We start from the raw sequence: 12,474 nt of genomic DNA, 5'->3' as shown, positions 1-12,474 counted from the left end.
GGGTAGGAAGGCGCGGCATCGGTTCGAGACGCCCGTTCACCTGGGTCGGCTGGCTGTTATATGCCGATCCGCGACTGGATCCATTACGCCGATCACGGTTTGGCTCCTATATGGCGGTCGGTGACAGTGCGCAGGCCCTGGGCGTCCACGTCCACGCACACGCAGCGGGCCCCGTAGGCCTCGAAGCAATGGTGGGCGATGCGGTAGCCGGGGTTCTCCACCACCACGGCATCGCCCGGGTTGAGGAGCAAGCGCGCACAGAGGTCCAGCGCCTGCTGCGAGCCGCTGACGATCATCAGCTGCTCCACCGTGCAGGCCATGCCGCGCGTCTGCGCCAGGTGCACCTGCAGGGCTTTGCGCAGCGCCAGATTGCCCATGGGGTCTTCATACGCGAGGCGCGGGCTGCGCTGGCGCTCGACGGCGCGCAGCGCCTTCAGCCAGGCCAGGGTGGGAAAGTCCTGCCCGGCCAGGGCGCCGTAGCCGAAGTCGATCTCGCCCGGTACCGGCACGGCCAGGGCGGGCAGCGGCAGGCCGGCCAGGTGCTGGCCGATGGCCGAGAGCGGGCCGGCGGGTGGGGCAGCTGCGGTGACCCCTGCGGGCGCGGCCGGGCGCGGCCCTGCCGGGCTGGCCAGGCCCGCCACGGCAGCCACTCCGGCCGCCACCCGGCTGGCGGCGCCGGGGCGGCTGTCGATGAAGCCATCGGCCGCCAGCTGCTCGTACACGCCGCTCACGGTGGCGCGCGAGAGGCCGCGCTCGGCCGCCAGCGCGCGCGTGGAGGGCAGGGCCGCGCCGGCGGCGTAGCTGCCGTCGGCAATGCGGGCGCGGAATTCCTCGTACAGGGCGCGGCTGCGGCCGGGTGGGTGCTTACGGGGTGGCGTGCGGGGCATGGCGGCAACTGGCCTGTTGCTTTGGTTTTGAACTGGCCATTTTCATCAGGCCGGCCAGCGTGCACAGTGCGGCCTGCGCCGGCGCTTTCCGGCAGTCACTCTCTCATTCCCAAACCCCATGTACCTGCCCCCGCAATTCGCCGAGCCCCGTGTCGAGGAACTCCACCGCATCGTGCACGAGAACGCGTTGGGCATGCTGGTGACCCACGGCGCCGCCGGCCTGGGGGCTGAGCACCTGCCCTTCCTGCTGGACGTCGACGCGGATGGGAGCACCCGCCTGCTGGCCCATGTGGCGCGCGCCAACCCGGTCTGGCAGACCTTTGGCGAGGGCGCGCCGGTGATGGTGGTGTTCCGCGGTGTGCAGGGCTACATCTCGCCCAGCTGGTACCCCGGCAAGCAGGAGACGCACCGCCGCGTGCCGACCTGGAACTACGAGGTGGTGCACGCGCACGGCAGCCTGCATGTGCGCGATGACGATGAGAAGTTCCTGCGCGGCCTGCTGGCCCGCCTGACGCGCCAGCACGAGGCCGACCTGCCCCAGCCCTGGAAGATGGGCGACGCCCCGCCCGACTTCCTGGCCGAGATCCTGCAGCACATCGTCGGCATCGAGGTGCGCGTGCAGCGGCTGGAGTGCAAGCGCAAGCTGAGCCAACACCACGCGGCAGAGGATCGGGCGGGGGCGATCAGTGGGCTGGAGGGGCGGGGGAATGAGGGCCTGGCGCGAGCGATGCGGGAGACGGGGCCGGCGTTGCAAGGCCCCGTTTGAGCGTCGATCCTCCACTTGTCTGAGCTCTTAATTCAAGTTGTGGCGCGCTGAGATTCAACTTGTCGCTTCGTTTCGTCGGTTGCAAGCCATTGTCATGAAAGACATTTTTCCGCAAGATTAAAGATAGTATTTGGACCCGTTTCAGATCTTGCGTGCCCATGCCGCAGTTCCTGCACCACGACTTGCAGCTGCTGAACCCCCGGTTCGACTCGCCCTTGCTGGACGTGCTGACCGATCTGGAGCATCTGCGCAGGCTGGAGATCCGGGGCAGCACGCCACCGCCGGTCTTCCTGCAGCTCAAGCAGGTGTTCCACCTGCTGGAGAGCTTGGCCTCCGCGCGCATCGAGGGCAACCACACCACGCTGGCCGACTATGTGGAGACCCGTGTCACGCCCGCAAGCGCGCACAGCGATGCGCTGCGCGAGATCGACAACATCGAAGCCGCAATGCGCCAGGTGGAAGACGCCGTCGAGCCCGGCGCTCACTTGAGTGAGCACCTGCTGCGGGGCCTGCATGCCACCACGGTGCAGGGCCTGGAGCGCGAGGGGGACCGCACGCCTGGCAGCTACCGAAACACGCCGGTGCGCATTGCTCAGGCGCAGCATCTGCCGCCCGATGCGGTGCAGGTGCCGGGCTACATGGCCGAGCTGGTGGCGTTCATCAACCAAGCCGACCCGCCCAAGCACGACTTGATGAAGGTGGCCCTGGCGCATCACCGCTTTGCCTGGGTGCACCCCTTCAGCAATGGCAATGGGCGCGTGGTGCGCTTGCTGACCTACGCCATGCTGATCAAGTACGGCTTCCAGGTGAGCGCGGCGGGCCGCCTGCTGAACCCCGCGGCGGTGTTCTGCGCCGACCGCAACCGCTACTACGCCATGCTGGCGCAGGCCGACAGCGGCCAGCCGGAAGCACTGGAGCAGTGGTGCACCTATGTGCTGGGCGGGGTTCGCGACGAGCTGGAAAAAGTCAACCGACTGGCCGATTACGCCCATCTGCAAAACACGGTGCTGCTGCCCGCCGTGGCCCATGCGCGCGAACGCCGCCTCATCACCTCGCAGGAGGAGGCCGTGCTGCAAGCCACGATTCGCGCCGGCCTGGTGAAGGCCGGCGATCTGGAAGCTGCTTTGCCCGGCTTGAGCGCCAGCCAACGGACTTACCAGATTCGCAAGCTGGTGGAGGGCGGCATGCTCCAGCCTGTTCGCCCCGGCGCGCGCCAGTACACGCTGGGCTTCACGCACAACATGCTGCTGCGCGGGGTGGTGAAAGCCTTGACGGACCAGGGCTTTGTGTCGCCGGCCTTGGCGGGCCTGCCCGGGCCTTAGTGGGCTATCAGCAAGCGCGGTACCCACCCCAGGTGCGTGGAAGCGCGCTTGGCCCTTGCTTGCTGCGTGGAACCGCTAACCGCCGCCCGCAGATCGTGGTGGCGCTCAGGCCTTCCGAGGCCGAAGCTGGCGAGGAAGAGCTTTGGGTCGAGCAGCGCGGTGGGGCCTTGGAAGACGCGCTGCGCCACGGCGGGGCGAGCCTGTGTGCAGGCGACGGCGGCAAGCGCCTGTGCACCTTGGACGCACAGGGGGTCGATGGCCTCTGAGCAGACAGTACCTGGCTTGCGCGCGTCGCTGCGCGAGGCCCTGATCTGGCGCAGGCCCACGGTTGCGCCTGATCGCGCCCGATACATTGCCCCATGCTCAAACGCCTCTGTATCCAGCCCTGGCTGGCCGCCCTGATCGCCATTGCACCGGCCGTGGCAGCGGCGCAGCCTGCGGGCGGTGAACTCCACCCCGCGTGTCGGGCTCCTGGCCAGCCGGTGCATGAAAAGGGCTTTGTGGCGGTGGGCGGCATACGCCAATGGGTCACGATCGAGGGGCAGGACTGCGCCAACCCGGTGGTGCTGATGGTGCACGGCGGCCCCGGCAACCCGAACACGCCCTTTGCCGCTGCGCTGTTTGGCAGCTGGACGAAGGCGTTCACCCTGGTCCAGTGGGACCAGCGTGGCGCGGGCATGACCTACGCGGAAAACAAGCCGAGCGAGGACGAGGCGCTGACCCTGGCGCACCTGAGCCAGGACGGTGTGGAGCTGGCCCGCCACTCGACACGCAGGCTTGGCAAGCACAAGGTCATCCTGATGGGCGGGTCCTGGGGCTCCGCGCTTGCGGTCCACATGGCGATGGCCGCCCCCGAACTTTTTCATGCCTATGTGGGCACCGCACAGCTGGTGAACTACCAGGCCGGCATGGCGCTCAGCCATGCCAAGACCCTGGGGCTGGCCAAGGCGGCGGGCGATGCCGACGGCGTTGCCAAGCTCGAAAAGCTGGGGCCGCCGCCCTGGACCGACCCGCGCGCCTTCGGGGTGCTGCGCCGCCTGACGCGCAAGTACGAGGCGCTGGGCAGCGACCCGGCGCCCAAGGACTGGTTCGCCTTCGGCCCCGGCTATGACACGCCCACCTATGCGGCGGCTTATGAAGCCGGCGAGGAGTACTCCTTCCTGAACTTCGTCGGCCTGGCCGGTGATGGCATGGGGCCCAAGATCGATCTGCGCCAGCTGGGGCTGCGCTTTGCCATGCCGGTGTTCCTGTTGCAGGGCGAGGCCGATCTGGTCACGCCGCCGGAGATCAGCCGCGCTTATTTCGACGCACTGCACGCACCCAGCAAGGAGTTCCTGCCGCTCGCGCGCACCGGCCATGACCCCAACCCCACGGTGCTCGACGCGCAGCTGCGGGTGCTGCAGCGCCTGCGCGCCACGGCCCTGGCGGCCGACGCAGGTGAGGGCCGCAGCGCCCCATGAACGGACGGCCGCGCCTTACAAGGGCCGCCCGTTGAACGTGCCGCTCTTCAGCTCCTGGGTCACCGTGCCGTCGGCGTCGGTGCTGATGGTGCGCACCGGAATGCCCTTGCCCAGCAGCAGCCAAACCACCTGGCTTTCGCCAGGGCTGCCGGGGTCGGTCTCGCGGTAGCGGCAGGTCTCAAAGTTGCGGCCACGCACCTGGATCGTTTCCCGGGCCTCGAAGGCATAGGTTTCTTGCCGGGTTTGGGTGTCCAGGCTGGGGGGCAGCGGCGTACCGGACAGGACGGTGGTGGTGCTGACGCTGGACGTCAGGCTGCGCGTCAGCGACTGGCCGGGCTGGAGCGTGGTCTCGCTGTTCAGAAAGGCCGGCTGATGCACGCGGCGCATCGTGACCCGGGTGTTGCCCTGGGACGCGGGGGACTCCAGCACGGTCTCGTCGCCCAGTGCCAGGATCAGCTCATTGGCGGCGACCTGGGCGTAGTACTTGCTGCGGTAGGAGCTGGTGATGGTCTGGCCGGCCTGGGTCACGGTGATGTCGGTGTTCACGGCACGCTGCACGGCGGGCTGGCCTTCGAACTGGGTGTGCTGCTCCACCAGGGATTCGGTCGTCACTTCCCCGCTCGCCGTGCCGTCGCGGCCCGTGCTGTCGTAGCTGTAGCTGAGCTGAAAGCGGCTGCCCAAGGCCAGGGCCTGAGAGGCCGGCAAAAAGCACTCGTTCACTGGGCCCAGCGGTTGGTTGGAGTTGCAGCTGCCGGGGTAGAGCGCACAGCTGTCGGCCTGGATCTGGGCGCTGTAATCGCCCAGGCGGCCAAACGCCTGCAGCTGCCCACTGGTGAAGGCCCCCAGGCCGTAGACCCGGCCGTCATCGGTCAGGCCCAGATAGGTACCACCCGGGTAGGCACGCACCGTGTAGGACACCCCCTCGTGCACCAGGCTGAAGTTCTGCGGCCCCTTGGGGAACAGGCTCGGGTACTTGTATTCGGCCCAGTCGAACAGTTCCTTGGCGCCGATGGCCGCCTGGCTGAGGGCCGCGCTCGGGGTCTCGCTGCGAGCCTGCAGGGCATGGACGCGCGCGGCGAACGCGCTCGCGCCAGCCTGTTCCGCGCGGGGATCTTCACCCCCGCCACAGGCGCTCAGCGCGCTCAAGGCGGCCAGGGACAAGAAGCGTGCGAATTTGGAGCGAGGCGAATGGGGGCGCATGGACAAGGGTCGGGGTTGGAATGCCGGGGCAGGCCCCCGGCAGGCGCGCGACCTTATCAAAGGCGCAAGGGTTTTCCCTTGGTACCCCCCGCGAATGCGGCCCGCGGCACCTGGGCCGACCCGCCACCCACAATCCGCCCATGCGCGCCGCCCTGCCCACCGCCCTGGCCCTGCTGCTCCTTCCTGTGGCTGCCAGCGCCGGCACCAACTCTCCCCAGCAAACCGTCGAAGCCTTCTACCGCTGGCGCATGGCCAGCGCCATGAGCGGCGCGCCGCGCGGTGAAGAGCTGCAGCAGCTGCGCCCCTGGCTGGGCCGCGAGCTGCTCTGCCTGCTGCAAGCCGCGGGCGAGCTGCGCGACCGAGCTGCGGCCGCGCAGCCGGACGAGAAGCCGCCGTTCGTCGAGGGCGATCTGTTTTCCTCGGTGTTCGAAGGGCCGCAGCGGCTGACGCTGGGCCCGCTCAAGCGCGGCCAGCAGCAATCCCTGCTGGACCTGCACTTCGAGGCCGACACCGGCGCCCAACCCCCCCTGTTCCGCTGGACCGACCGCGCCCACCTGCGCCTGGAGGGCGGGCGCTGGGTGCTGGTGGACATCGAGTACCGGGCGCCGATCGAGTTCGGCAACCGCGGGCGCTTGCGCGATTCGCTGCGCGAGGCCCTGGAGCCGGCCGACCCGGCGCTGAACTGGCCGGGCGGCGCGGTCACGCGCTGCGCGGCGCGGGCCAAGCCTTGAGCGAGTGAGTGCCGGCCGCTATGCCCGACACCCCCGACGCCTACGCCCCGCGCGAGATCGCGCACAAGGTTGAGCAACTGGGCGTAGCCAAGGCGCAGGCCGATGCCCTGAGCCTGCTGGTGCTCGCCGTGCTGGGTGGCGCCTTCATCGCGCTGGGGGCGCTGTTCTATCTGGTCATCAGCACGGGCTCGACGCTGGGCTTCGGGCCCACGCGGCTGCTGGGCGGCCTGGGCTTCAGCCTGGGGCTGATCCTGGTGGTGGTGGCCGGGGCGGAGCTGTTCACCGGCAACAACCTGCTGGCCATGGCCTGGGCCAGCAAGCGGGTGGCCACGCCGCTGCTGCTGCGCCACTGGCTGCTGGCTTACGCAGGCAATGTGCTGGGTGCGGCGGGCTGCGCCGCGCTGGCCTGGTGGGCCGGGCTGGATGCCTTGGCCAATGGCCAGCTGGGTGAGACGGTGCTGCGCATCGCCCAAAGCAAGGCCGCGCTGTCGCCCAACGAGGCGCTGGCGCGCGGGGTGCTGTGCAACGCGCTGGTGTGCCTGGCGGTGTGGCTGGCGCTGGCCGGGCGCAGCGTGGCCGACAAGGTGCTGGCCATCGTCTTTCCGGTCACGGCCTTCGTGGCCATCGGGGCCGAGCACTGCATCGCCAACTGGTTCTTTCTGCCTTGCGCCTGGGCGCTGGATGCGCAGGGCACGCTGGCCCTGCCCGCGCTCGCGGCCAATCTGGCCTGGGTGACGCTGGGCAACCTGCTCGGCGGCACGCTGCTGGTGGCGGGCGTGTACTGGCTCGCTTACCTGCGCAAACCGGCGGCTTGAACTGCTTCAAGGCGCGCGCGCGCCGGGGTCCGTAGCCTGCGTTCCTCTGATTTGGAGCCCGCGCATGAGCACCCTCGCCACCCCCACCATCGACGTTCGCCGCCTTGCCCCCGCGCAACGCCACCCGCTGATCTTTGCCGCCTTCGACGGCCTGGCGGTGGGCGACGCCTTCGAGCTGGTGAACGACCACGATCCGGTGCCGCTGTTCATGCAGTTCGCGCGCCTGCGCGGCGGCCAGTTCGAGTGGAGCTATCTGCAGTCCGGCCCCGAGCTCTGGCAGGTGCGCATTGCCCGCAGCCAGCCCGCGCCGGCCGGCGTGGCGCCGCGGCCGGAAGGCGGCTGCGGTGGCGGTGGTGGTGGCTGCGGCTGCCGCGGCTGAAGGCGTGGCGGCGATGAGCGACGCCACCCCCGCGCTGCGCAAGCCCCAGCTGGTCTGCCCGGCCGGCTCGCTGCGCGCCCTCACGCTGGCGCTGCAGGCCGGCGCCGACGCCGTCTACCTCGGTCTGAAGGACGCCACCAATGCGCGCAACTTCGCCGGCCTGAACTTCGACGAGGCGCAGGTGCAGGAAGGCGTGCGCCAGGCCCATGCGCAGGGCCGCGAAGTGCTGATGGCGCTCAACACCTACGCCGATGCGCGCGACGACAGCCCCTGGCGCCGCGCCGTGGACCGCGCCGCGCGCCTGGGTGCCGACGCGCTGATCGTGGCCGACAGCGCCGTGCTCGCGCATGCGCGCGACCACCACCCGAACCTGCGCCTGCACCTGTCCGTGCAGGCCTCGGCCACCAGCTACGAGGCGATTGAGTACTACCGCGAGCGCTACGGCATCCAGCGCGCCGTGCTGCCGCGCGTACTGACGCTCAGCCAGGTGCAGCACCTGATCCGCCATACCTCGGTGCCGGTAGAGGTGTTCGGCTTCGGCAGCCTGTGCGTGATGGTGGAAGGGCGCTGCGCGCTGTCCAGCTACGCCACCGGCCAATCCCCCAACACCGCGGGCGTGTGCTCACCGGCCAGTGCGGTGCGCTGGGTGGAGACGAAGCAGGGCGTGGAAGCGCGCCTGAACGGCGTGCTGATCGACCGCTACGGCCCCGACGAGCCGCGCGCCTACCCGACCCTGTGCAAGGGCCGCTTCGACCTGGACGGCACGCCGCACGACTACGCGCTGGAAGAACCCACCAGCCTGAACACCCTGGCCCTGCTGCCGCAGCTGATCGAGGCCGGCGTGGCGGCGATCAAGATCGAAGGGCGGCAACGCAGCCCGGCCTACGTGGCGGCGGTCACGCAGGTCTGGCGCCAGGCCATCGACAGCGCCTGGGCGGCTGCCCAGGGCCAAGGCCGCTACAGCGTGCAGCCGGCCTGGAGCGGCGAGCTGGCGCGCTGGGCGGAAGGGCAGCAGCACACCTTGGGGGCCTATGACCGACCCTGGAGTTGATGTGGCCCACCCCCGAAGCGCTTCGCGCCTCCCCCTCAAGGGGGCACCGCCAGTGGCCCGGCGAAGCCGGTTCCACGGCGGTCCCTTGATCCAACCGGTTGCTACACGATGAACCTCACCATCGGACCCCTCCTCTACTGGTGGCCCCGCCCCGCCTTGATGGACTTCTACGCCCAGGTGGCCGACGGCCCGGCGCAGACCGTGGTGCTGGGCGAGCTGGTCTGCTCGCGGCGCAACGAGTTCAAGCTCGACGACTGGCTGGACCTGGGGCGCGACCTGCGCCAGGCCGGCAAGGAGGTGGTGATTGCCACCCAGGCCCTGGTGATGAGCGAGGCCGAGCTGCGGACGCTGCGGCGCGTGTGCGAGCAGGAGGAGTTCGCCGTCGAGGCCGGCGACGCCGCCGCGCTGCGCGTCCTGGCGCGCGCCGCCGCGCAGGACCCCGGCCGGCCGGCCTTCTGGCTGGGCCCGCATCTGAACATCTACAGCCGCGCCGCGCTCGAAGAGCACGCCGCACTGGGCGCCACGCAATGGGTGGCGCCGGTGGAGCTGGCGCTGGATGCGCTGGCCCTCATCAACCCGCCGCCCGAGCCGGTGCTGGGCATCGACGGCCCGATCCGCACCGAGGTGTTCGCCTTCGGCCGCCTGCCGCTGGCTTTTTCGGCGCGCTGCTTCACCGCCCGCCACCACCGCCTGCGCAAGGACGACTGCGAGTTCCGCTGCCGCGACGACGCCGACGGCCTGCTGCTCAAGACCACCGAAGGGGAGCCCTTCCTGGCGCTGAACGGCATCCAGACCCAGAGTGCGGCGCTGCAATGCCTGATCAATCAGGGTCCGCTTTGCGCCAAGGCCGGCGTGGCCTCGCTGCGCCTCTCGCCCTGCGGTCAGGGCTTCACGCGGGTGGTGGAGCTGTTCGATGCCGTCTTCCACCAGGGCCTGGCACCCGCCACGGCCCTGGCCGAACTGCGCGCGCTGCCGCTGCCGGGTGAGCTGGTGGACGGCTTTGCGCGCCGCCAGCCGGGCCTGGAGCCCCTGCAACCCCTGCCCAGCGAGGCCCTGGTATGAGCGTTTCGGCCTCCCACTGGCAATTGCCGCCCCTGCCCGAACCCTGGCGCGCGCGCCTGCGCGCCCTGCCGCCGCAGCCGCCTTCCTGGCTGGCCGCGCTGGCCCTGCAGCGCCTGCTGCTGCCGCGCCTGGACGCTGAGCAGCGCCGGGCCCTGGGCGGCGCGGTGGTGGAGCTGGAGCTGCAGGAGCTGGGCCTGCGCGTGCGCCTGCGCCTGCAGGGCGACCGCTTCGTGGCCGCCGGCGGGCAGGAGCCGGCACGCCTGCGCCTGAGCGCGCGCACGGATGCGCTGTGGCGCCTGCTGCGCGGCCAGGATGACGCCGATCGCCTGTTCTTCGAGCGCGCGCTGCAGATGGAGGGCGACACCGAGTACGGCCTGGTGCTGAAGAACACGCTGGATGCGCTGGGGCCGCTGCTGCCGATGTAAGCGCGTTTGATTCAGAGCAAAGCGCGCGCGTCAGCGTGGCGTCAGACTGCCAGCCCCTGCCAGCCCCTGCCAGCGGGAGCTCCGCCATGCCTGTCACCCTTCTCGATCTGCGCGAAGCGCCCCTGGCCGAGCGCCACCGCCCGGTCTTCAGCGCCTTTGACGCCTTGCGCGTAGGCGCCACGCTGGAGCTGCTGGACGTGCGCGAGCTGGGTTCGCTGCAGGAACTGATCGAAGCCACGCGCCCGAGCTGCTACCACTGGCAGGAGCGCCCAGCCGCCGAGGGCGAAAGCTGCGTGCGCATCACCAAGACCCCCGTGCGCGGCAGCGGTGCCGGCTGCGCCGACTGCCCCTGCCAATGCGGCGGCGCACTGCTGGAGCGCGCGGCCTGCTGAGGCGCGCTGCGTCGTGGCGCTCAGCGCCGTAGCGACTGCGAAGCTACCGGGCGCCGGCCTGCTTGGCGCTGCGGGGTCGGGCCAGTACGAAGTCCTGCTCAATCGAGCCTTCACTCCAGGGCTCTTGTTCGCCCTTGCTGGCTCTTCGCACCGCCGCCGAGACTTCTTTGAGCAGCAACTCGACAGGTTCGCTGCGGGTGCTCAGCACGCGCAACAACTCGCCGGTGTACAGGCCATGCAGTCCGGCACCATCGGACGCCACGGCGCCCGGCCGGGTGGCGAAGTGCGCGAGGGTTCCAGCCGGCATGGCCGGCATCCGGCCCAGGCCCCGAAATTGGGGCCGCCAGGATGTGCCGAAAGGGTTGTCTCTGCAGGCGTCGATCAGCAGAATCCGCGCACCCGCCTGCTGTTCGTCCAGCCGCTCGGCCAGCAGGTTGAGGTTGATGCTGTTCAGTGCAGCATCGCCTTCGCTGCGCATGCGTGCGTCCACCGCAGGCAGGTAGTTGACGCCACGCACCTGCACGCCATGACCGGCGTAGAAGAAGAGGGCATCGTCGCCCGGGCGGATGGATGACAGGTAGCGATCGACGACCGAACCAATGTCATCACGCCTTAGGTCTTCGACCAAGCTGACCAGGAAGCCCTGCTCCGTGAGCAGCTTTGCCATGGCGCGCGCGTCGTTCAGGGGGTTGGTCAGCGGGGCATCGGGGTAGGCCTGATTGCCAATCACCAGCGCATGGCGTCGCGCCTGGCTGGCAGCGGAGGCGGGATCCGCAGGGTCGTCGCCGACGCCCATGCTGCGGTTGAGCCGGCGATTGCGGTGAACCTCTGAGGCGCGCCGTACCTGCTCATCGAGCCGGCTGGCCTCGGTTGTGGCGAGCCGGGCGGCATCCTTGTCCCCCGCACGTTCCAGGAACTGCCCCAGCTCGCGCCAGTTGTCCGATGCGGCCTGCAGATTGCCTTGCGACAACTCGCGCGTGATCGCCAGCAGCACGTCTTGTTTGCCCTCCGCGAGGCGCCCCAGGCCGATCTTGGCGATGCCCACGTTGTGCAGCGGCAGTGACCAAGCGTCTTGCGTGGCGGGCAATCGAATCGCATGTGCCCGTGATGCAAAAGCCAGCGCGGGCTCGAAGTTCCGCTCCTGCAGATAGCTGTCGGTCAAATTGGCCAGCGCCAGCGCTTCAAAGAAGGGCTCTCCATGGGCCTTCGCCAGCTCAGCCATCTTCAGGAAGTGGTTCCGGCTTCCGGCCAAATCGAGGGGGCCCGTCACGAGTCCAAGCATGTTCAGAAATTCCAAATGCAGGTCGCCCTCGTCAGGGCTCTGTGTGGCAAGGCGGTACGCCTCGATGGCCACGGTCCGCGCTTCGGCCAAAGCGCCAGTCTTGCTCTTCACCCAGGCAAGCTGCGCCAGGCTCCAGGCCATCCGTCCGGTGTCTTTCATAAGAGCGGCGACGCCGTGGGCGGCATTGCGCGCTTCCGTTGCGGCTTGCAGATCATTGACCTGCTCGTGGGCATCGGCCTGCGCCGCGAGCACCCGGTAGCGCCATTTTTCGGGCAGCTCCTGGAGTGCTTGTGCATCGAAGCGCAGCACTTCATCGTCCGCCGCCGATGGCTGCCCATTGGCAAGGTAGTAGCGTCTCCAGGCCATGGCGCTCGCCGCCGCAACTGCCGCCCGGATCTTCGGGTCCGATGAGCGGCTCATGCCCGCCCAACGCTCCTCGGTGGCCAAAAGACCTTTGTGATCCACCTTGCTGGCTCGTTCGCTGGCGAGCAGGTACAGGAGGTCCAACTCCTCCGGGCTTGCTGGCACCGCACGGGCCAGCAATGCGTCGATCCGCCCCTTGAAATTGATGCGCGCGTGTTCCGGCAATCGTTCCAGGGCTGCAATCTCCTTGTGCATGGGGCTCTGCCCCAGGCTTGGCAACGTGAAACCGGCGCAGAGGACCACCAGGGCCGCACGGAAAAAAGACATGAATACCTCTCC

14 protein-coding genes are annotated in these 12,474 nt (G+C 69.6%); 11 read left to right on the top strand and 3 right to left on the bottom strand.

Annotated elements, in window-relative coordinates; genetic code table 11:
* Positions 1 to 92: 92 nt before the first annotated feature.
* Positions 93 to 887 (bottom strand): aminotransferase class I/II-fold pyridoxal phosphate-dependent enzyme, encoded by a 795-nt coding sequence (locus tag ACE3QP_RS17855; RefSeq protein WP_374437845.1) that lies wholly within the window; start codon positions 885 to 887, stop codon positions 93 to 95.
* Positions 888 to 1,005: 118 nt separating this feature from the next.
* Between ACE3QP_RS17855 and ACE3QP_RS17850 the strand changes: the two genes are divergently transcribed.
* The 4 genes from ACE3QP_RS17850 (at position 1,006) to ACE3QP_RS17835 (ending at position 4,435) form a co-directional block, all read left to right on the top strand.
* The gene (locus ACE3QP_RS17850) at positions 1,006 to 1,653 is read left to right on the top strand and encodes an FMN-binding negative transcriptional regulator (RefSeq protein WP_374437843.1); all 648 of its coding nucleotides are present in this window, start codon (positions 1,006 to 1,008) and stop codon (positions 1,651 to 1,653) included.
* A 158-nt stretch (positions 1,654 to 1,811) separates the two neighbouring features.
* Positions 1,812 to 2,975 carry a Fic family protein gene (locus ACE3QP_RS17845; RefSeq protein ID WP_374437841.1) on the top strand — a complete coding sequence of 388 codons (1,164 nt, stop codon included), beginning with the start codon at positions 1,812 to 1,814 and terminating at the stop codon, positions 2,973 to 2,975.
* A gap of 59 nt (positions 2,976 to 3,034) precedes the next feature.
* Positions 3,035 to 3,241 (top strand): hypothetical protein, encoded by a 207-nt coding sequence (locus tag ACE3QP_RS17840; protein WP_374437840.1) that lies wholly within the window; start codon positions 3,035 to 3,037, stop codon positions 3,239 to 3,241.
* A 93-nt stretch (positions 3,242 to 3,334) separates the two neighbouring features.
* Positions 3,335 to 4,435, top strand: a complete 1,101-nt coding sequence (locus ACE3QP_RS17835) for an alpha/beta fold hydrolase (protein ID WP_374437839.1) — start codon at positions 3,335 to 3,337, stop codon at positions 4,433 to 4,435.
* Between the two features lie 15 nt (positions 4,436 to 4,450).
* Here ACE3QP_RS17835 and ACE3QP_RS17830 read toward each other — a convergent pair whose 3' ends face one another.
* Entirely contained in the window at positions 4,451 to 5,581 is a 1,131-nt protein-coding gene (locus ACE3QP_RS17830) for a hypothetical protein (RefSeq protein WP_374437838.1), read from the bottom strand.
* Positions 5,582 to 5,775: 194 nt separating this feature from the next.
* Between ACE3QP_RS17830 and ACE3QP_RS17825 the strand changes: the two genes are divergently transcribed.
* The 7 genes from ACE3QP_RS17825 to ACE3QP_RS17795 all read left to right on the top strand — a co-directional run bounded on the left by ACE3QP_RS17825 (position 5,776) and on the right by ACE3QP_RS17795 (position 10,490).
* A complete protein-coding gene (locus ACE3QP_RS17825) occupies positions 5,776 to 6,366 on the top strand; it encodes a hypothetical protein (protein ID WP_374437837.1) in 591 nt (196 codons plus the stop codon).
* Between the two features lie 20 nt (positions 6,367 to 6,386).
* The gene (locus ACE3QP_RS17820; RefSeq protein ID WP_374437836.1) at positions 6,387 to 7,181 is read left to right on the top strand and encodes a formate/nitrite transporter family protein; all 795 of its coding nucleotides are present in this window, start codon (positions 6,387 to 6,389) and stop codon (positions 7,179 to 7,181) included.
* A 64-nt stretch (positions 7,182 to 7,245) separates the two neighbouring features.
* Positions 7,246 to 7,560 (top strand): DUF2249 domain-containing protein, encoded by a 315-nt coding sequence (locus ACE3QP_RS17815; protein WP_374437835.1) that lies wholly within the window; start codon positions 7,246 to 7,248, stop codon positions 7,558 to 7,560.
* Positions 7,561 to 7,573: 13 nt separating this feature from the next.
* Positions 7,574 to 8,611 carry a peptidase U32 family protein gene (locus ACE3QP_RS17810; protein WP_374437834.1) on the top strand — a complete coding sequence of 346 codons (1,038 nt, stop codon included), beginning with the start codon at positions 7,574 to 7,576 and terminating at the stop codon, positions 8,609 to 8,611.
* Positions 8,612 to 8,719: 108 nt separating this feature from the next.
* Positions 8,720 to 9,673, top strand: coding sequence for a U32 family peptidase (locus tag ACE3QP_RS17805; protein WP_374437833.1), 954 nt, complete (start codon positions 8,720 to 8,722; stop codon positions 9,671 to 9,673).
* A complete protein-coding gene (locus ACE3QP_RS17800; protein ID WP_374437832.1) occupies positions 9,670 to 10,098 on the top strand; it encodes an SCP2 domain-containing protein in 429 nt (142 codons plus the stop codon). Before ACE3QP_RS17805 ends, ACE3QP_RS17800 begins: the two co-directional genes overlap by 4 nt.
* A gap of 86 nt (positions 10,099 to 10,184) precedes the next feature.
* Positions 10,185 to 10,490 (top strand): DUF2249 domain-containing protein, encoded by a 306-nt coding sequence (locus ACE3QP_RS17795; protein WP_374437831.1) that lies wholly within the window; start codon positions 10,185 to 10,187, stop codon positions 10,488 to 10,490.
* 43 nt (positions 10,491 to 10,533) lie between these two features.
* Here the strand turns inward: ACE3QP_RS17795 and ACE3QP_RS17790 are convergent, their stop codons facing one another.
* Complete coding sequence (locus ACE3QP_RS17790) at positions 10,534 to 12,462, bottom strand: caspase family protein (protein WP_374437830.1); 1,929 nt, start codon at positions 12,460 to 12,462, stop codon at positions 10,534 to 10,536.
* Positions 12,463 to 12,474: the final 12 nt, after the last annotated feature.

It is taken from the genome of Inhella sp., assembly GCF_041912635.1.
In the GTDB taxonomy this organism is placed as follows: Bacteria; Pseudomonadota; Gammaproteobacteria; order Burkholderiales; family Burkholderiaceae_C; genus Inhella.
Note: the sequence above shows the minus strand (reverse complement) of the source record. Positions and strands in the feature narration are given on the sequence as shown.

Excerpts from the sequence above, each read along its gene's own strand:
- ACE3QP_RS17855 (WP_374437845.1), bottom strand. The coding sequence starts at position 887 with ATGCCCCGCACGCCACCCCGTAAGCACCCACCCGGCCGCAGCCGCGCC.
- ACE3QP_RS17850 (WP_374437843.1), top strand. The coding sequence starts at position 1,006 with ATGTACCTGCCCCCGCAATTCGCCGAGCCCCGTGTCGAGGAACTCCAC.
- ACE3QP_RS17845 (WP_374437841.1), top strand. The coding sequence starts at position 1,812 with ATGCCGCAGTTCCTGCACCACGACTTGCAGCTGCTGAACCCCCGGTTC.
- ACE3QP_RS17835 (WP_374437839.1), top strand. The coding sequence starts at position 3,335 with ATGCTCAAACGCCTCTGTATCCAGCCCTGGCTGGCCGCCCTGATCGCC.
- ACE3QP_RS17825 (WP_374437837.1), top strand. The coding sequence starts at position 5,776 with ATGCGCGCCGCCCTGCCCACCGCCCTGGCCCTGCTGCTCCTTCCTGTG.
- ACE3QP_RS17820 (WP_374437836.1), top strand. The coding sequence starts at position 6,387 with ATGCCCGACACCCCCGACGCCTACGCCCCGCGCGAGATCGCGCACAAG.
- ACE3QP_RS17815 (WP_374437835.1), top strand. The coding sequence starts at position 7,246 with ATGAGCACCCTCGCCACCCCCACCATCGACGTTCGCCGCCTTGCCCCC.
- ACE3QP_RS17810 (WP_374437834.1), top strand. The coding sequence starts at position 7,574 with ATGAGCGACGCCACCCCCGCGCTGCGCAAGCCCCAGCTGGTCTGCCCG.
- ACE3QP_RS17805 (WP_374437833.1), top strand. The coding sequence starts at position 8,720 with ATGAACCTCACCATCGGACCCCTCCTCTACTGGTGGCCCCGCCCCGCC.
- ACE3QP_RS17800 (WP_374437832.1), top strand. The coding sequence starts at position 9,670 with ATGAGCGTTTCGGCCTCCCACTGGCAATTGCCGCCCCTGCCCGAACCC.
- ACE3QP_RS17795 (WP_374437831.1), top strand. The coding sequence starts at position 10,185 with ATGCCTGTCACCCTTCTCGATCTGCGCGAAGCGCCCCTGGCCGAGCGC.
- ACE3QP_RS17790 (WP_374437830.1), bottom strand. The coding sequence starts at position 12,462 with ATGTCTTTTTTCCGTGCGGCCCTGGTGGTCCTCTGCGCCGGTTTCACG.